Source organism: Amycolatopsis keratiniphila subsp. keratiniphila (assembly GCF_001620365.2).
Lineage (GTDB): Bacteria > Actinomycetota > Actinomycetes > Mycobacteriales > Pseudonocardiaceae > Amycolatopsis > Amycolatopsis keratiniphila.
Genome location: NZ_LQMT02000039.1, coordinates 138,254 through 156,106 on the forward strand (window position 1 = coordinate 138,254; position 17,853 = coordinate 156,106).

Annotated in this window: 18 protein-coding genes and 2 tRNA genes; 8 read left to right on the plus strand and 12 right to left on the minus strand. The window is 68.2% G+C overall.

The features are described 5' to 3' along the window. Window positions 1-42 precede the first annotated feature (42 nt). A complete protein-coding gene (locus AVR91_RS36020; RefSeq protein ID WP_083737876.1) occupies window positions 43-1,320 on the plus strand; it encodes a M14 family metallopeptidase in 1,278 nt (425 codons plus the stop codon). Here AVR91_RS36020 and AVR91_RS36025 read toward each other — a convergent pair. Further along, on the minus strand, window positions 1,301-2,494 hold the full coding sequence (locus tag AVR91_RS36025) for a DNA glycosylase AlkZ-like family protein (RefSeq protein ID WP_063276706.1): 1,194 nt from the start codon (window positions 2,492-2,494) through the stop codon (window positions 1,301-1,303). The two genes, AVR91_RS36020 and AVR91_RS36025, sit on opposite strands and share 20 nt — an antisense overlap. 53 nt (window positions 2,495-2,547) lie before the next feature. On the opposite strand from AVR91_RS36025, the gene AVR91_RS36030 reads away from it, so the two are divergent. The 6 genes from AVR91_RS36030 to AVR91_RS36055 all read left to right on the plus strand — a co-directional run bounded on the left by AVR91_RS36030 (window position 2,548) and on the right by AVR91_RS36055 (window position 7,598). Further along, window positions 2,548-3,546: a helix-turn-helix transcriptional regulator gene (locus tag AVR91_RS36030; RefSeq protein WP_063276705.1), complete on the plus strand. Its 999-nt coding sequence runs from the start codon at window positions 2,548-2,550 to the stop codon at window positions 3,544-3,546. A 10-nt stretch (window positions 3,547-3,556) separates the two neighbouring features. After that, window positions 3,557-4,408, plus strand: coding sequence for an ADP-ribosylglycohydrolase family protein (locus AVR91_RS36035; protein ID WP_063276704.1), 852 nt, complete (start codon window positions 3,557-3,559; stop codon window positions 4,406-4,408). A 60-nt stretch (window positions 4,409-4,468) separates the two neighbouring features. Beyond that, window positions 4,469-5,533, plus strand: coding sequence for a sensor histidine kinase (locus tag AVR91_RS36040; protein WP_063276703.1), 1,065 nt, complete (start codon window positions 4,469-4,471; stop codon window positions 5,531-5,533). Beyond that, window positions 5,524-6,183: a response regulator gene (locus tag AVR91_RS36045; protein ID WP_083737878.1), complete on the plus strand. Its 660-nt coding sequence runs from the start codon at window positions 5,524-5,526 to the stop codon at window positions 6,181-6,183. The genes AVR91_RS36040 and AVR91_RS36045 overlap by 10 nt, the downstream gene beginning before the upstream one ends. Before the next feature lie 64 nt (window positions 6,184-6,247). Then, window positions 6,248-7,195, plus strand: a complete 948-nt coding sequence (locus tag AVR91_RS36050) for an alpha/beta hydrolase (RefSeq protein WP_063276702.1) — start codon at window positions 6,248-6,250, stop codon at window positions 7,193-7,195. 4 nt (window positions 7,196-7,199) lie between these two features. Further along, window positions 7,200-7,598, plus strand: coding sequence for a helix-turn-helix domain-containing protein (locus tag AVR91_RS36055; RefSeq protein WP_063276701.1), 399 nt, complete (start codon window positions 7,200-7,202; stop codon window positions 7,596-7,598). On the opposite strand, the gene AVR91_RS36060 is transcribed toward AVR91_RS36055, so the two are convergent. From AVR91_RS36060 to AVR91_RS36090, 7 genes are all read right to left on the minus strand, one after another. Continuing rightward, complete coding sequence (locus AVR91_RS36060) at window positions 7,513-8,979, minus strand: DHA2 family efflux MFS transporter permease subunit (RefSeq protein WP_063276700.1); 1,467 nt, start codon at window positions 8,977-8,979, stop codon at window positions 7,513-7,515. The two genes, AVR91_RS36055 and AVR91_RS36060, sit on opposite strands and share 86 nt — an antisense overlap. Before the next feature lie 88 nt (window positions 8,980-9,067). Then, the gene (locus tag AVR91_RS36065) at window positions 9,068-9,565 is read right to left on the minus strand and encodes a YbaB/EbfC family nucleoid-associated protein (RefSeq protein WP_228709436.1); all 498 of its coding nucleotides are present in this window, start codon (window positions 9,563-9,565) and stop codon (window positions 9,068-9,070) included. Between the two features lie 2 nt (window positions 9,566-9,567). Next, entirely contained in the window at window positions 9,568-10,599 is a 1,032-nt protein-coding gene (locus tag AVR91_RS36070; protein WP_063276699.1) for a hypothetical protein, read from the minus strand. A 4-nt stretch (window positions 10,600-10,603) separates the two neighbouring features. After that, the gene (locus tag AVR91_RS36075; RefSeq protein WP_063276778.1) at window positions 10,604-10,975 is read right to left on the minus strand and encodes a hypothetical protein; all 372 of its coding nucleotides are present in this window, start codon (window positions 10,973-10,975) and stop codon (window positions 10,604-10,606) included. A 97-nt stretch (window positions 10,976-11,072) separates the two neighbouring features. Next, the gene (locus tag AVR91_RS36080) at window positions 11,073-11,513 is read right to left on the minus strand and encodes a hypothetical protein (RefSeq protein ID WP_063276698.1); all 441 of its coding nucleotides are present in this window, start codon (window positions 11,511-11,513) and stop codon (window positions 11,073-11,075) included. Window positions 11,514-11,577: 64 nt separating this feature from the next. Next, a tRNA-Ala gene (locus AVR91_RS36085) sits at window positions 11,578-11,650 on the minus strand. A gap of 37 nt (window positions 11,651-11,687) precedes the next feature. Continuing rightward, window positions 11,688-11,876 carry a DLW-39 family protein gene (locus tag AVR91_RS36090; protein WP_016330468.1) on the minus strand — a complete coding sequence of 63 codons (189 nt, stop codon included), beginning with the start codon at window positions 11,874-11,876 and terminating at the stop codon, window positions 11,688-11,690. Window positions 11,877-12,031: 155 nt separating this feature from the next. Between AVR91_RS36090 and AVR91_RS36095 the strand changes: the two genes are divergently transcribed. After that, entirely contained in the window at window positions 12,032-12,439 is a 408-nt protein-coding gene (locus AVR91_RS36095) for a hypothetical protein (protein ID WP_076857514.1), read from the plus strand. On the opposite strand, the gene AVR91_RS36100 is transcribed toward AVR91_RS36095, so the two are convergent. The 4 genes from AVR91_RS36100 to gyrB all read right to left on the minus strand — a co-directional run bounded on the left by AVR91_RS36100 (window position 12,421) and on the right by gyrB (window position 17,810). Continuing rightward, window positions 12,421-12,494: transfer RNA gene (locus AVR91_RS36100), tRNA-Ile, on the minus strand. The two genes, AVR91_RS36095 and AVR91_RS36100, sit on opposite strands and share 19 nt — an antisense overlap. 47 nt (window positions 12,495-12,541) lie before the next feature. Beyond that, the gene (locus AVR91_RS36105) at window positions 12,542-13,228 is read right to left on the minus strand and encodes a DUF3566 domain-containing protein (protein WP_016330466.1); all 687 of its coding nucleotides are present in this window, start codon (window positions 13,226-13,228) and stop codon (window positions 12,542-12,544) included. A gap of 36 nt (window positions 13,229-13,264) precedes the next feature. After that, complete coding sequence (gyrA, locus tag AVR91_RS36110) at window positions 13,265-15,790, minus strand: DNA gyrase subunit A (protein WP_016330465.1); 2,526 nt, start codon at window positions 15,788-15,790, stop codon at window positions 13,265-13,267. 52 nt (window positions 15,791-15,842) lie between these two features. Then, window positions 15,843-17,810 carry a DNA topoisomerase (ATP-hydrolyzing) subunit B gene (gyrB, locus tag AVR91_RS36115; protein ID WP_016330464.1) on the minus strand — a complete coding sequence of 656 codons (1,968 nt, stop codon included), beginning with the start codon at window positions 17,808-17,810 and terminating at the stop codon, window positions 15,843-15,845. Window positions 17,811-17,853: the final 43 nt, after the last annotated feature.

Genomic DNA, 17,853 nt, shown 5'->3' on the forward strand with positions numbered 1-17,853 from the left:
GACGGTGAACGCCACCTTGTCCCCAGATCGTTCGGAGGCGAAATGTCCACACGCCGTCGCATCGGGGGCGCCTTGGCCGCCACAGGGCTCGCCCTGCTGGCCGTCACGACGCCCGTCGCGAGCGCCCAGACCGGCGACCCGGCGAGAGGGCTGTATTCGGTGGAGGGCGCGTCCACTCCCGACAAGCGCACCGAGGTCGCCCGCACCGGTGTCGACGTCGCGGGCTCGCGCGGCGGCGCGCTGACCGTCGTCGCCACGCCGGGACAGGCCGCGGCCCTGCGCGCCGGCGGTTTCGGCCTGAAGCCGCTCGGCGACTTCGACAGCATGCTGAAACAACGGAGCGATCGGGCGGGCACCGCGGCCGTCGCGGGTGACTTCCCGCCGGGCGACGAGGCGTACCACACCTACGCCGAAACGACGGCGGAGCTGCAGAAGGCCGCGAAGGACCACAGCGACATCGCGACGCTGTCGAGCGTCGGCAAGTCCTACGAAGGCCGCGAGCTGAACCTGCTGAAGATCAGCGACAACGCGGGCACGGACGAGAACGAGCCCGAGGTCCTGTTCACCTGCAACCAGCACGCGCGCGAACACCTCACCACCGAGATGTGCCTGCGGATCGTGCAGCGGTTCACCAGCGGGTACGCGAGCGACCCGGCCATCAAGAAGATGGTCGACGAGCACGAGATCTACGTGATCCCGAACGTCAACCCGGACGGCTCCGAGTACGACATCACCGGCGGCGAGTACCAGGGCTGGCGCAAGACGCGGAAGCCCGTGCCGGGCAGCAGCGCGGTCGGCACCGACCCGAACCGCAACTGGGGCTACAAGTGGAACTGCTGCGGCGGGTCGAGCAACAGCCCGTCCGCCGAGGACTACCACGGTCCGTCGGCGTTCTCCGAGCCCGAGACCAAGGCGGTCGCGGACTTCGTCGACTCCCGCGTGGTCGGCGGTGCGCAGCAGATCAAGACGCACATCGACTTCCACACCTTCTCGGAACTGGTGCTGTGGCCGTACGGCTACACGAAGGCCGAGACCGACACGGGCCTGAACGAGGAGGAAGCGAAGCGCTTCGCCGACGTCGGCAAGCAGATGGCCGCCACCAACGGCTACACGCCGGAGCAGTCCAGCGATCTGTACGTCACCGACGGCGACGTCAACGACTGGGCGTGGGGCAAGCACAAGATCCTCAGCTACACCTTCGAGATGTATCCGAAGGACGGCGGGATCGACGGCTTCTACCCGCCAGCTTCGGTGATCCCGGAGCAGACCGCCCGCAACGACAAGGCCGTCGACATCCTGATCAACGAGGCGAAAGCCTGAGATCGGCCACTCGCGACGCCCGGCTCTTCGGCGAATCCAAGCTGAAGCTCCGGGCGTCGCCCAGCCGGTCACGGACGAATTCCTCGGTCCTCGCGATCGTCTCGCGCAACGCGGCGTCCTCGTCGCCGAAGAACTTGTGGACGATCTTCCCGGCCTCGGTGTCGAACTCCCACAAACCGGCGATGCGGCCCCTGTCGACGATCACGTGACTCGGCGGATCGGCCTGTCCGCCCAGCGTCTCCCCCGCGCGGCCGCCGGGCACCGGGCGTTCGACGTCGGCGTCGGCCAGCAGCCGCGACATCTCGCGGTGCAGAAGATGGATGCCGTCGATCCCCGCGAGCAGCGCGTACGACGGCTCCGACGGCACGGTGAAGGCGGCGAATTCGTCCACGAGCTCCTTGGGCAGCAAGAGATCGGTGCCGTCGAGCGGCACCAGTTCCAGCTCTGCCGCGATCTTCTTCGCACTCGCGGCGGTGAATCCGGAGAACCAGCGGAAGTGCCTGAGCGACGCCGGGGCCGCCCACGAGAAGTACCGCCGGGCGAGTTCGGTCCGCGCGGTGTCCATATCGGACAGTCCGCCACGCGGGGACGGCGTCCAGCGGACGTAGCCGTAGCGCTGCCGGTCCAGCCGTCCGTCGACCGGAACCCGGCGGATGTCGCCGCGCGCCTGGAGCAGGCCGAGCGCGAGCGGCAACGTCGTGGTGGTGCCGCGTTTGCGGCCCGCCTCCCCCAGATTCCGCACCGCGGCCCCGGCGGCGTCCTTGATCGCGGGCGGGCCGAGCGGCTCGTCCGACGCGTCGAGAAGGTCGGCGACGGTGACGCACAGCTGCTCGATCTCGGCCTGCGTGACGCCGAGGTACTTCTCCGCGGCCGCGAGTTCACCGGCGGGCGCGGCGGCACCGACGGTCAGGCCGAGTTCGAAATCCGCCGACGGCAGCACGTAAGTGCAGCCGCGCGCCGAAGGCAGTTCATGGATGGCCAGCCGGGCGACGTCCGCGTCCACCGTCTCGCGGTCGAGGCCTGCCCTGGCGAACAGCCCGAGATAGGGCGCCGACCCGCCGACCGAGCGCATCCAGCCGGTCCGTTCCAGCACCTCGGCCGCCGATGACCCGTGCGACGATCCGTCGAGTCCCTGCCGATGTGCCCACCACGCGCGCAGTTTGCCGGTCGCCATGTTTCCACCGTATTGGCATCCGGTGACCCCCCGCAGCCTGGCAGGATCGGCAGGTGCGCAAGCGGTTCTCGGAAGGCTCCCCGATCGCGTCGACGGTGGTCACCGGCGACGACTTCGACGAACTCGAGCACACCTTCCAGGCGTTCCTCGCCCCGGACACGGTCAAGCTGCACACCCCGGCGCCCACCGGGTTCTTCGACATCTCCCAGCTCAGCGGGCTCCGCGTGACCGGAATCGACCCGAACGGCCTGTCGGTCTACGAGTTGACGCTGGACTCCGACGTCGTCCTCCAGGGCGAAGAGACCGAGGACGCGTACACCGTCGTCGTGACCCTCAACGGCCAGAGCCAGGTCAAGATCGACGGCGAGATCGTGCCGGCGCGACATGTCGTGACCGGTCCGGGCACCCGGTTCCAGACCAGGTACGACCATCCCGACATCCTCCTGCTCCGCCTGGGCAGGCAGCTGGTGACGGACACGATGCACGAGCGGCTCGGCGAGGCACCGACGTCGACCCTGCGGTTCGATCCGGTGATCGCGCCGGACATGGACCAATGGCTCACCCTGCTCCACACCTTCAGCGAGACCGCCGCGTCGGGGATGTTCGACCGGTCGCCGCTGGCCGCCGCGCATTTCGAGAAACTGCTGCTGCACGGGCTGCTCGACAGTCAGCCGCATTCGCTGTCCGGCGATCTCGCCGCGGAACGGCATCGGCCGAAGTCGACGGCGGTGCGCCGGGCGATGACCTACTGCGAAGAGCACGCCGCCGAACCGGTGTCGATCGGCGAGCTCGCGATGGCCGCGCGGGTCAGCGTGCGCGCGCTGCAACAAGCGTTCAGGACGGAGCTGGGGCTGACGCCGATGGAGTACCTGCGCCGGGTGCGGCTCGACCACGTGCACCAGGACCTGCTCGCGATCGCGCAAGGGCGCGCCGAAGGCACCGTCACCGACGTCGCGCTGCGGTGGGGCTTCACGCATCTCGGCCGGTTTTCCGGTTTCTACCGCGACACCTACGGCAAACTTCCCTCGGAAACGGCACGCTTCACCGCCTGAAGGAGTCCGGATGCTGGTCGAGCTCGCCATCGGCGACGCGTACGGAGGCGCCTTCGAGCACGCGTACCCGAGCTTCGTCGCGGAACACAACAACCTGACCGGCTACGTGCCGCATCACGGTCAGCCCGGTGCGCCTGCCGGTCGCTACACCGACGACACGCAGATGACGATCGCGATCGCCGAAGTGCTCGTCTCGGGACTGCGGTGGACGCCGCTGCTGCTCGCCGAACAGTTCGTGCGGGCGTATCACCGCGATCCGCACGACGGCTACGCGCCGCGGTTCCATCAGCTGCTCAGCGAGGTCCGCGACGGCGAAGAGCTGTTGCGGCGGCTCCGGCCGCAGAGCGACAAGAGCGGCGCCGCCATGCGCGCCGGGCCGATCGGGATCCTGCCGACCGTCGACGACGTGCTCTATCACGCGAAACTGCAGGCCAGGATCACGCACGACACCCCGGCCGGGATCGCCGCGGCGCAGGCGGCCGCGCTGGCCGTGCACTACTGCCATCATCGCCTCGGTCCGCTTTCCGAGATCGCGAGGTGGATCGAAGGCATCCTGCCCGAGGACGTCGGGCACGGCGGCTGGGCGCTGCCGTGGTCGGGCAAGGTCGGGCCGCAGGGCTGGATGAGCGTGCGCGCCGCGCTGACCGTGTTGACCGGCGGCGGAGGACTCGCCCGGATGCTCCACTCCGCCGTCGCGCTGACCGGCGACGTCGACACCGTCGCGACGATCGCGCTGGCCGCCGCCTCACGCTCGCCCGAGGTGGCTCAGGATCTGCCGCCGGCGTTGTGGCGCGACCTGGAGAACGGCGAGTTCGGCCGCGACCATCTGGCGGCGCTCGACGAGCGGCTGCTGCACATCTGACGTAGGCGGGATCCACGGAACGCTGACGTGCGCGCGCCCCCGGTTCGGCAGACTGAGCCGGTGAGGTGGCTGATCAGAGGTGGTGCCGTCGCCGCTTGGCTCGCGTTGAGCGCGTTGCTCGTGGTCGGCACGGCGAACCTGGAGCCCGAACACGGGGAGCGGCCGGTCGACGCCTTCGGGTTCGCGATCGTCGCGCTCGCTTGCGTCGCCCTGACCGCTGTCTGGCGCACACCGGTGGCGGCAGCGTTGGCGGAAGCGTTTGCGCTCCTGCTCTACCTGGGGTTCGGCTATCCCGACGGTCCGGTGCTGTTCGCCGGTCTCGTGCCGTTGTTCGCGCTCGGGATCCTGCGCTCACGACGCCTCGCGTACGCCGTCGCGGCCGGTATGGCGGCGACGGTCGTCGGCACGAACGTGGCCACCGGCGGGGCAGGCGTCCTTGATCTGGTCTTCGTCGGCTGGGCAGGTGTCGCGGTCTTCGCGGCCGACGCGCTTCGAGGACGTCGTGAGCGGACCGCTGCCGCCGAACGGGCGGAACGCGATCGCGTCCTCGCCGAACGGCTGCGTATCGCACAGGATCTGCACGACAGCGTCGGCCACGCGATGGCGGTGATCAACGTCCAGTCGGGGATGGCCCGGCACGTCATCGACGATCATCCGGAAGTGGCGAAGGAAGCGCTCGAAGTCGTCCGCACGGTCAGCGGCACGATCCTGGACGAACTGAACGCCATGGTGCGGCTGCTGCGTGACGACTCCGCCCCGTTGCGGCCCTCGGCGGGGATCGCGGACATTCCGGAGCTGGTCGCTTCGATGAATCGGGCCGAGCTGGCCGTCACGCTGGACCTCGACGCTCCCGGGATCGATCAGCCGGTCGGCGGCGCGGTGTACCGGATCGTCCAGGAATCGCTCACGAACGCCGCGAAGCACGGTGCTTCCCCCGTCGGTGTGACCGTGCGGGTGGACGAGAACGGCCTGCGGCTCGACGTGGTCAACGACGTCCGCACGCCCGGTCCGGACGTTCCCGGTGCCGGGATCAGGGGAATGGGTGAACGGGCCAGGGCGACCGGCGGCACACTGACCGCGGAACGCGAGGACGGGAGGTTCCGGGTGAGCGCGCGATGGCCGTGATCAGGGTGGTGCTCGCCGACGATCAGCTACTGGTGCGGTCCGGTTTCGCGGCGTTGCTCCGGGCGGAAGCCGGCATCACCGTGGTGGGCGAGGCGGACGACGGCGAGGCGGCGGTGGCCGTCGTCGCGGAGACCCTGCCCGACGTTGTGCTGATGGACGTCCGGATGCCCGGCCTCGACGGCATCGAGGCCACCCGCCGCATCGTGGCGGACGAGCGGCTTTCCGAGGTCCGTGTCGTCATGCTGACCACCTTCGACCTGGACGAATACGTCTTCGACGCCTTACGCGCGGGCGCCAGCGGGTTCCTGCTCAAGCACACCGCGCCCGCGGATCTCCTCCAAGCCGTGCGCGTGGTCGCCTCGGGCGACGCGCTCCTCTCCCCGGGCGTCACCCGGCGCCTGATCGCGGAATTCACCGCGCGGCCGTCGGCTTCGCTGCCGCGTGCGGACGGTTCGGCGTTCACCGAACGGGAGCACGAAGTCGTCCAGCGGGTCGCGCAGGGGATGTCGAACGAGGAGATCGCGCGGGAGTTCTTCATCAGCGCGGCCACGGTGCGGACGCATGTCAGCCGCGCGATGAGCAAGGTGCACGCCCGCGATCGCGCGCAGCTGGTGGTGTTCGCGTACCGAAGCGGGATGGTGCGCGCCTGACGTAGCCGTCGATCTCCACGTCGGCACGACGACGCGACCCCATCCGTCGAGCGACGCTTCCGCCATGAAATTCACCGTGAAAGCCGCCCTGCTCACCGCGCTCCTCACCTCGCCGGGAGCCACGACCGCCGTCGCCGCGGAACGGCCGGCCCGCTGCGCCGAACAACGCTTTTCGGTGCAGGTGAACGGCGAACACCAGACCATCGCGGGAGAACTCTGCTCCCGCCGGAAGCTCACCTCCCGCACCCCGGTGCAGATCCTGCTGCACGGCGGGACCTACGACCGCTCCTACTGGGACTGGCCGTACCAGCCGCGTCGATACTCCTATGTGGACAGCGCGACTCGCGCGGGCTACGCGACGCTCAACCTCGACAGGCTCGGATACGGCCGCAGCGGCCGCCCGGACCCGGAGACCCTCGACTTCGAGGCCGGCGGCGAGGCCGTGCATCAGGTCGTCCGGCAGCTGCGCCCGCGGTTCCGCACCATCGTCCTCAATGGACATTCGATGGGCGGCCTCGTCGCGGAAAAGGCCGCCGAGCGAGGCGGCGTCGACGCCGTGATCATCAGCGGTATCCCGCGTGACCGGCCCGGCGCCCGAGCCGCGGCCGCGTCCCCGTTCCATCCCGCCGAACTGGACCCGAAGTTCGCCGGAAAGCCTTGGGCCCGCGGCTATTTCACGACCCGGCCCGGCACACGCGCCCAGACCTTCCATCATCCCGGCACCTACGACCCGGCGATCATCCCCGTCGAAGAGGCCCTCAAGGACACGCTGGCGTCGGCGGAACTCCGTGCGGTGGAGCCCGGTGCGTCGAAACGATCGGCGCCGAAGGTTCCGACGGCGTACGTCCTGGGTGAGCACGACACCCTGGTCTGCGGAAGCGGCGACTGCGGTGCCGACGAGATCGTGCGGGGCAGCGGTCATTCGATCAACACCAGCCTCGCCGCGCGGAGCTTCTACCGGTGGACCTTCACCTGGCTGGCTCGAAAGTTAGGGTCACCTAACCTAGACTGACCGCATGGATTCCTTGACGCCGGTTCGCGAGGCCGCCGACCATTTCGGGCTGGCGATCTCGACCCTGCACTACTGGGAGCGCCGAGGGCTGATCACCGCCCGCCGCCGCTCGGGGCAGCGGTACTACGACGACGATCAGCTGTACCGCATCGCGCTGATCAAACACTGGCGGCAGGTCGGCGGGCTCGGCCTGGCCAGGATCACCGAACTGCTCGCCGAGCAGCACCGCTGGCGGGAAGTGGTGACGGGGCGGCTCGCCGAGATCGAGCAGGAGCGTGCGCGGCTCGACACCGCGCACGACTACCTGGTCGAGCTGCTCACCTGCCGCCGCGAGGGGAACCTTGAGGATTGCCCGTGGTTCCGCGACCGGGTCGATCTGCCCGCCCACGCCGCGGCGAGCTGAGCCCCGGCATCGCCAGCGCCGCGACCACCGCGGCGGCCGTGAGGCAGGCGGCGGAGGCGAGGAACGCGGCGGTGTAGCCGTGCACCAGCGCCTCCCCTTTCGGCAGGCCGGAGGGCGAACTCGCGGTCACCGCCGCGGCGAGCGCGGTCAACGCGGCGAGCCCGAGCGCGCCGCTGGTCTGCCGGACGGTGTTCAGCAGACCGGCGGCCAGGCCGTTCTGCCGTTCCGGCACCCCGCTGGTGGCGGCCACGGTGATCGGGGTGAAGGCCGCCGCCGTCCCGAATCCGAAGACCATTCCCGGCACCAGCACGGAAACGACGTAGGAAGCGTGCGCACCGGCCAGCACCGCGATCCCGGCGAAACCCGCCGCGCCGATCGCGCAGTACAACGCCGCCGCACGCCGGGGCCCGATCCGCACCGACAGCCCGCCCGCCGTCCGCGCGCCGGCGAACATCGCCACCCCCACCGGCAGGTAGGCGAGCCCGGCTCGCATCGGCGAGTAGCCGTGGACGTCCTGCAGGTACAGCGAAAGCAGGATCGGGCTGGCAAGGAAACCCAGGCCCAGCAAGAAGATCACCAGGTTCCCGCTGCTGACCGAGCGCAGCCGGAAGATCCCGAGCGCGACCAGCGGTTCGTCCGCCCACCTGTGCTGGTGCACCAGGAAAACGGCGAGCAGGACGAGCCCGCCGGACAACGGAAGCAGCACGGCCGCGCTGCCCCAGCCGTCGGAGGACGAACGCATCACCGCGTAGACCACACCGACGAGTCCCGTCGCCGACAGAATCGCGCCGAGCACGTCCAGCCTGCCGCGAGGACGGCTTCGATCCCGCAGTGGCAGCACCGCTCCGGCGGCGACGACGGCCACCACCCCGATCGGGACGCTGACGAAGAAAACCCAGCGCCAGCCCGCCCATTGGGTCAGCAGGCCACCGATCACCGGTCCTGCAGCGGCACCGGCCGCACCCACCGCGCTCCAGGTGCCCAAGGCTCGTGCACGGCGGGCGGGTTCGGTGAACGTCGTGGTGAGCAAGGAAAGCGTCACCGGCATCAGCAGCGCGCCACCGAACCCTTGCACCGTGCGGGCGACGAGCAGCGTTTCCGGGGAACCGGCGAGCCCGGCGGCGAGCCGCGCGACGGTGAACAGGCTCATCCCGAGCACGAAGATCCGCCGGACGCCGAATTCGTCGCACAACCGGCCGCCCAGCAACAGGAAACCGGCGAAGGCGAGGGTGTACGCGTTCACCACCCAGGCCAGCGCGCCCGCCGAGAATCCGAGACCGAGCCGGATCGACGGCAGGGCAACGGAAACGATCGTCGCGTCGAGGATCACCACGAAGGATCCCGCACACGCCAACGCGAGCACGACGCCTTCACGTCTCATATCGTCACCCTCCGGCTCCGGCGGCGGATGATCTTCCGCCGCCGGGCCAGCGTGCCCGCTGAAGCACGCTTGAGGGCAAGCCCCGCCGCTACCAGGAAGGCCGGTACCGCAGGCCTTGCTCGTAGTACTGATCCTCGGATTCGGGCTGCTCGTCCGGTACGGACCCGGCCGGTTCCTCCGAACGGTCTTTGAGCACCACGTTCTCGGTGCCCGCGGTCGTCCGCCGCGGCGACGGCGGTGTGACGGTTTCCCCGGGCTCCTGGAACGAAGGGGTGAACCCGAGCCGCCAGCGGAGCCGGTCGGTGATGTAGCCGGCGTTGCCGATCGGCGCCATCAGCTCCGCGCTGCGTTTCGCGGATCCCTGCTGCGCTTCCTGATAGGTCCGCATGACGGTGTCCGCGATCTCGGCGGGCGACATCCGCGACGCGGCTTCGCCCACCCGAAGCCGCGTCATCACGCCGTCGGTGTTGACCGAAACGGAAACGGCACCGTCCGGTGAGGACGCGTCCACCGAGAGGGCGGCCAGCGCCTCGAGCATCGCTTGCCGGTCGTCACCCGGTTTCTTGGGTGCCGGTTTTTCGGCCACGCTCACTCCTTGAGGGGTGACAGCTCCCGCGGCGGTTCCTGGAACTTGCCGTCGTTCGAGATGTCGACGTTCTTGTCCCGGACCCGCTTTTCCGTTCCCTTGTCGGTGTTCTCCGTTTCGAAGTTGCCCGGGTCGAACGTTTCGCCCGGGCTGACGTCCGGCGGTTCGGGGATGATCGGCAGGTTGTTGATCTCGGTGTTGATCTTCGAGATCAGCGATTCCGACGCGCGGAACATGGCTTCACGGATGTTGACCACACCGTCGTGGAAGCTGTTGTAGATCATTTCGGGGCTGTCCCCGACGATCGCGGCGTTCTCGGAGACCAGGGTCGAGAGCCCGGCACCGGCCGCCGCACCGGCGACCTGTACTCCGTTCGCCGTGGTGAAGAACGTCGCCGCGGTGAGGCCCGCCGGAGGCGCGGCGGCCACGAGCAGAGCGGTGACAGCGGCGGCGAAGGTCGCGGCCAACGCCTTCACCAAGGCGGATTCGTCCTGCCGTTCCTTGTCGTCCCGGTATTTTTCCGCCGCGGTCAGGAAGGAGGCGGCGAGAGTGCTCAGGTCGGCCCGTGCGGTCGCGATGGCGTCCCGCGCGGCCACGATGTCGGCTTCCAGCACGGTGAGTTTGGTACCCACGCGGGAATAGGTGTTCACGAGACCCTGGATGTAGCTCTTGGCGGTCTCGGCGCCTTCACCACGCCACTTGAGAAGCAGGACCAAGGACCGGTCGAGCGGCGCTTTCGTGTCCTGGAAAGCGTTCCAGAGACCTTCGTAGGCCTCGATCATGGTCTGCAGGCTGGTCTCGCCGACGAGTTCCGCCTCGGAGAATTCGAGGAAGAAGTCGCGGACCTCTTCCTTCAGACCGCCGCTCAAGTCGACGTCGGCACCGAAGAACGGCGGGTAGAGGAGGTCCAATGCCGTGAAGGCTTTTTCGGCACCCGCGGTGAGGTCGTGGGAGATGCCCTCGAGAAGTTTGCTGTTGTCACCGAAGCCGGAGGTGGTTTCCGCGTCCAGTGCGGTGAAGTACCCGTCGTCCACGCCGCTACCCCTGGTTCCCGTATGCCGCGCGGTTCACTCGCTGCTTGTTGTCCTCGTCCACCGATTCGTAAAGTTCGGCGACCCGCTCCAGGGCCCGCGAGGCGTCCTGCGTGCTGCGGTGCAGCTTCGCGAGCATCTTCTCGACGGCCTGGCGGTGTTCCTCGTACGCCGCCGAAACCCCGCGCATGCCCAGGCTTTTCCCGAACGCGGTGTCCGGCGCGAAAAGGCTGGGAAGAAGGCTCCCCGTGACCGGGTCGGGAGCGGGCACGTCCTGTCCTCGCACACCGGTGTGTGCGGTACCGACTATGTCCGCGGCGTTCTGCAGTTCCTTGCTCGACAACCTGAGATCGTCGAGGTCGGTTTCGAAACTGACCATGTTCACCTCGCTGTCCGGATTCCACCCCCATGTAAGCAGCGTTGACTTGGCTGAGCGTGCGACTTTGTCATCCGCGTACGGTGACGAGCGTCACCACTCAGACGCAGACCCAGCAGTAGAGGCGATCTCCCCGGGTCTTGGCGCCACGGGCGAGTTCCGCGAGGTCGTCCAGCAGGGCGGCCAGGTCGGCGGGATCGGCCTGGCCGCCGAACTCCTCAGTCCGGGACCAGGGCTCGGCCACCTCTCGCAGGCGCTCCGCGTCGGCGCCGGACAGCGCGGCGGACAGCTCTTCGGTCAGCGGGACGACCAGACGCGCGCCTTCGTCGGCCATGGCGACCGGGGCGAGGTCGCGGGCGATGACGGTGTCGTAGTCGACACCGGTGAGCAGGGACTCCGCCGTGCCCAGCTGCACGAACGGATCGACGCCCTTGAGCTGGACGGTCGGCAAGGCGGCCTCGGTCGGACCTCCGACGAGGTCGATCGTGGCGGCCGCGGCGTCGTTGTCCGGGGCGGCGAAGTAGTCGAAGAGGACACCCATGCGCGCATTCTGGCGGAAACGACAAGGCCACCCGCGGTACGGGTGGCCTTCTCGTTTCCGAGAGTGGAGCTGAGGGGAATCGAACCCCTGACCCCTGCCTTGCAAAGGCAGTGCTCTACCAATTGAGCTACAGCCCCGGGTCGCAGGCGATCATGATAACCGCCCGCGCCGAAATCAGTTGTTGCGGGACGCGTCCGCGGCCTTGGCCGGGGCGCTTCCGTTGGTGGAAGCGGTTCCCAGCGGACGCTCGGTGGGAGCGGTGGCCTCACGCCAGAGGTCGGCCTCGGCCTTGGCGGCCTTGTTGCGTTTGATCACGAACAGCACGCCGCCCGCGATGACCGCGAGTGCCAACAGCTTCTTCATCAGAAGCCCCCTCTTTCCGCCGAGTTGCTCCGCTTCCCCACCGATGCTACTGCACGCCGTTCGCCGGACGCCCCCTGCCCAACGTTCCACGTGGAACCGAAGACCCTGCCGGGAAGCGCCCATGACCTCGGCCACTGGGGCGGCAGGATGTGGTCATGCGAGATGTGAAGGCCTGTAGCGAGCGCGAGCACTTCGCCTCCGTCGCCGAACGACCACTGATGTTCGGTATCCGATCCCTTCCCGACCTGGAGTCATTTCTGATCGGCTACGACCAGCACGCGCTTCGGCACGGCGGCCCCGGGCTCGACGGGTGGCGGGACTGGTTGGTCGCACGTCGCGGAAAGGATTGCAACCACGGCTGGACCGGCCAGGTGCGCCACCTCGCGCTGCCGGAAGGCTGGACCAGCTGGGACATCACAGCCGAGCAGGAAGCACGCGTCTCGAAACTGCTCTTCACGTTGCTCGACGAGTTCCTCCCCGAACGAGAAGCCGACGCGCGCAACGAAAAAGCCGGCCCGCGAGAATCGCGAACCGGCTTTCGGTGTGGGCCCACCAGGACTTGAACCTGGGACCTCTTCGTTATCAGCGAAGCGCTCTAACCGCCTGAGCTATGGGCCCGAACGAGGAGAAGATTACAGGACGCCTTTCGGCGCCCTGCAACCGGGTCACTCTCGTTCGGAAAGGGTCACTTCCAGGCCTCCGGCGAGGTCGGCGGAGACGTTGTAGATGAAGGCGCTGACGGTGGCCAGCGCCGAGATCAGCACGATGTTGATGGCGCCGAGGATGGCCGCGATACCGAAGACGCGGCCGGCGCTGATCAACGGGTCGGCCGGTGCGTCGGCTCCTTCGCCGCCGACGAGCGACGAGTAGGTCCCGTTGAGTTTGTCCCAGACGCCCATGCCGTCGAGGACGGTGTAGAGGACGCCGACGGCGACGAGCCATACGAAGAACAGCGCGACGCCGAGGACGAGGGACAGTTTCAGCACCGACCAGGGGTCGAAGCGTTTGATCTGCAGGCTGGCGCGACGCGGTCCGCGGCCGGGGCGGCGGAGTGCGGTGGGGGCGGCACGGGTGCGGGAGGCCGACGGGATGGCGGAGGGGGCGGGGTCGCCCTCTCCGCTGTCGCCGAAAAGCCTCTTCGCGGCTGTGCCGCTGACCCCGTGATAGTCGGTCACGGTGGTCGTGTCCCGCTTCGGGTCCGAGTGGGCCACGTCTTCGGTGGCGACCGAAGACACCGAGACCGTCTGCTCGCTGGAGCCTTCGGGTTCCCCGGCGCCGCTGTCACGCTGCCAGGGCGGGCTCGAAGAACCCGCCTGCGCGCCGCCTGCTTCGGGCTTCTCGGATGGTGTCACGAGGTGTCAGTCCTTACCCAGTACGTGGGGCGTCGTCTACTCCTGCTCCGACGCCGGGGTTTCTTCTCCTTCAGTACTACCTGCAGTGGCGACGTCTGAGGGCTCGTCCGCGTTGCGTGCGACCGCGAGAAGAGTGGTTCCTTCGTCGAGATTCATCAGCCGCACTCCCTTCGTCTGCCTGCCTGCCTTGCGCACCTGCCCGGCCGAAGTACGGATCACCCCGCCGCTGGAGGTGATCGCGTAAAGCTCGTCTTCGGCGTCGACGATGACCGCGCCCACCAGCCTGCCACGTTTCTGGTCGTACTGAATGGTGAGCACACCCTTGCCGCCGCGGCCCTGGACCGGGTAATCCTCGGTCGGAGTCCGCTTGGCGTAGCCGCCGCCGGTGGCGACGAGGAGGAACTTGTCCGGCTGGACGACGTTGATGCCGAGCAGTTCGTCGCCGTCGTTGAACCGCATGCCCAGCACACCGGACGTCGCGCGGCCCATCGGGCGCAGGGCTTCGTCGGTGGCGTGGAAGCGGATCGACTGGCCTTCCGCGGACACGAGGAGCAGGTCGTCCTCGGCGGCCGCGAGGACCGCGCCGACCAGCTCGTCCCCTTCGCGCAGGTTGACGGCGATGAGGCCGCCGGCGCGGTTGGAGTCGAAGTCGGTGAGCTTGGTCTTCTTCACCAGGCCGCGGCGGGTCGCGAGCACGAGGTACGGGGCGACCTCGTAGTTCGGGATCTCGATGACCTGGGCGATCTGCTCGTCGGGCTGGAACGCGAGCAGGTTCGCGACGTGCTGGCCGCGCGCGTTGCGGTTGGCCTCGGGCAGGTCGTACGCCTTCGCCCGGTACACGCGGCCCTTGTTCGTGAAGAACAGGATCCAGTCGTGCGTCGAGCAGACGAAGAAGTGCTGGACGATGTCGTCCTGTTTGAGGGTCGCGCCCTGGACGCCCTTGCCGCCGCGTTTCTGCGAGCGGTACAGATCGGTTTTCGTTCGCTTGGCGTAACCCGTGCGGGTGATCGTGACGACCACGTCCTCGACCGCGATGAGGTCTTCGACCGAGACCTCGCCGTCGAACGGGATGATCTTGGTGCGCCGGTCGTCGCCGTACTTGTCGACGATCTCCTGGAGCTCCTCGGCGATGATCGCGCGCTGCCGCTCGGGCTTCTCGAGGATGTCCTTGAGGTCGGCGATCTCGAGTTCGATCTCGGCCAGGGTGTCGATGATCCGCTGCCGCTCCAGTGCCGCGAGGCGGCGGAGCTGCATGTCGAGGATCGCGGTCGCCTGGATCTCGTCGACGTCGAGCAGGCTCATCAGGGCGGGCCGGGCCTCTTCGGCCGAGGGCGAGCGCCGGATGAGGGCGATGACCTCGTCGAGCATGTCCAGCGCCTTGACCAGACCGCGCAGGATGTGGGCGCGTTCCTCGGCCTTGCGCAGCCGGAACCGGGTCCGGCGGACGATGACGTCGATCTGGTGCTTCACGTAGTGCCGGATCATCTGGTCGAGCCGCAGCGTGCGGGGCACGCCGTCGACCAGGGCCAGCATGTTGACACCGAAGTTCTGCTGCAGCTGGGTGTGCTTGTACAGGTTGTTCAGCACGACCTTGGCGACCGCGTCACGTTTGATCGTGACGACGATCCGCATCCCGCTGCGGCTGTTGGACTCGTCGGCGATGTCGGAGATGCCGGTGAGCTTGCCGTCGCGGACCAGGTTCGCGATGTTCTCCACCAGGTTGTCCGGGTTGACCTGGTACGGCAGCTCGGACACGACCAGGATCGTGCGGCCCTTGGCGTCCTCTTCGACCTCGACGACCGCGCGCATGCGCACGGAACCGCGGCCGGTGCGGTACGCGTCCTCGATCCCGGAGTTGCCGAGGATCATCGCCTTGGTCGGGAAGTCCGGGCCCTTGATCCGGACCAGCAGCGCGGCGAGCAGCTCGTCGTCGCTGGCCTCGTAGTTCTCCAGCGCCCATTTGACGCCGTCGGCGACCTCGCGCAGGTTGTGCGGCGGGATGTTGGTCGCCATCCCGACCGCGATCCCGGAACCACCGTTGACCAGCAGGTTCGGGAACCGCGACGGCAGGACGTCGGGCTCCTGCGTGCGGCCGTCGTAGTTGTCGGAGAAGTCGACGGTCTCTTCTTCGATGTCCTGCAGCATGTGCATCGCGAGAGGCGCGAGCCGGGACTCGGTGTACCGCATGGCGGCGGCTGGGTCGTTGCCCGACGAACCGAAGTTGCCCTGGCCGTCGATCAGCGGGTACCGCAGCGACCACGGCTGCGCGAGCCGCACCAGCGCGTCGTAGATCGCGGAGTCACCGTGCGGGTGGTAGTTGCCCATCACGTCGCCGACGACGCGGGAGCACTTGTTGTACCCGCGGTCGGGGCGGAAGCCGGAGTCGAACATCGAGTACAGCACGCGGCGGTGCACCGGCTTGAGGCCGTCCCGCACGTCCGGCAGCGCCCGCGACACGATGACGCTCATCGCGTAGTCGATGTAGGAGCGCTGCATCTCCTGCTGGATGTCGACCGGTTCGATCCGGTCGTGGTCCGGAGCCGGCGGCAAGGTTTCCGTCATGAGGTCCTTCTCGTGGGAGCAGTCCTAAGGGGACAAAGAGGAACGGGGACGTCTACACGTCCAGGAAGCGCACGTCCTTGGCGTTACGCGTGATGAAGGAACGGCGCGCTTCGACGTCCTCGCCCATCAGGACGGAGAACAGGTCGTCGGCCTGCGCGGCGTCGTCCAGGGTGACCTGGCCGAGCAGCCGGTTCGCCGGGTCCATCGTGGTCTCCCACAGCTCTTCCGCGTTCATCTCGCCGAGACCCTTGTAGCGCTGGATCGCGTCGTCCTTCGGCAGCTTCCGGCCGGCCTCGACACCCGCCTGGATGACGGCGTCGCGTTCCCTGTCGGAGTACGCGTATTCCGGGTCCTGCCGCGGCCACTTGATCTTGTACAGCGGCGGGCGCGAGAGGAACACGTGCCCGTGCTCGATCAGCGGGGGCATGAACCGGAACAGGAAGGTGAGCAGCAGCGTGGTGATGTGCTGGCCGTCGACGTCGGCGTCGGCCATCAGCACGATCTTGTGGTAGCGCAGCTTCTCGATGTCGAACTCTTCGTGGATACCGGTGCCGAGCGCGGTGATCAGCGACTGGACCTCGGTGTTCTTGAGGACGCGGTCGATACGTGCCTTCTCGACGTTGATGATCTTGCCCCGGATCGGCAGGATCGCCTGGTACATCGAGTCGCGGCCTTCCTTGGCCGAACCGCCCGCCGAGTCACCCTCGACGATGTAGAGCTCGCATTCCGACGGGTTGGTCGAGCGGCAGTCCTTGAGCTTGCCGGGCAGCCCGCCGATCTCCAGCGCGCCCTTGCGGCGGACCAGGTCGCGCGCCTTGCGGGCGGCCATCCGCGCCTGCGCCGAGGAGATCGACTTGTTGATGATCGTCTTCGCCTCGGTGGGGTTGCGCTCGAACCAGTCGGCCAGCCATTCGTTCGAGGTCTGCTGCACGAACGTCTTGGCCTCGCTGTTGCCCAGCTTGGTCTTGGTCTGGCCTTCGAACTGCGGCTCGGAGAGCTTGATCGAGACGATCGCGGCGAGCCCCTCGCGCACGTCGTCACCGGAGAGGTTGGCGTCCTTCTCCTTGAGCAGCTTCTTCTCGCGCGCGTACGCGTTGACGACGCGGGTGAGCGCGGCGCGGAAGCCCTCTTCGTGCGTGCCGCCCTCGTGCGTGTTGATCGTGTTGGCGAAGGTGTACACCGACGGCGTGAAGCCGTTGTTCCACTGCATGGCGACCTCGACCTCGAGGCCGGTGCCCTTGGCCTCGAAGGAGATCACGGACGCGTGGATCGGGTCCTTGCTGCCGTTGATGTGCTTGACGAAGTCTTCGAGACCGCCCGGGTAGCAGTAGGTCTTCTCCTTGACCCGCGCCGCCTGGCCGGAAGCGTCGGCTTCGGTCTCTTCGTCGGCGACGCGCTCGTCGCGCAGCGAAAGGGTCAGGCCCTTGTTGAGGAAGGCCATCTCCTGAAGACGCCGGGAGATCGTCTCGAAGTTGTACGTCGTGGTCTCGAAGATGTCGCCGTCGGCCCAGAAGGTGATCGTGGTGCCGGTGTCCTCGGCCGGGCCGAGGTCTTCCAGCTCGCCGGGGATCTGGTCGGTGTACACCTGCCGCCAGCTGTGCCCGCCGCGTTTGACCTCGGCGATCAGCTTGGTCGAGAGCGCGTTCACCACGGAGACGCCGACGCCGTGCAGACCACCGGAGACCGCGTAGGAGTCGCTGTCGAACTTGCCGCCCGCGTGGAGCACGGTGAGCACGACCTCCAGGGTCGGCTTCTGCTCCTTGGGGTGGATGTCGACCGGGATGCCGCGGCCATCGTCGACGACTCGCACCCCGCCGTCGGCCAGCAAGGTAACCTCGACCTTGGTCGCGTAGCCGGCCATCGCCTCGTCGACGGAGTTGTCGACCACCTCCTGGACGAGGTGGTGGAGGCCGCGTTCACCGGTGGAACCGATGTACATACCGGGACGCTTGCGGACGGCTTCGAGGCCTTCGAGCACCGTGATCGACGACGCGTTGTACTCGCTCTTGTTCTCGGTCACAGGCGTTGATTCTCCTCGTCTCGCCCGAGCGGACGCTCGCTCA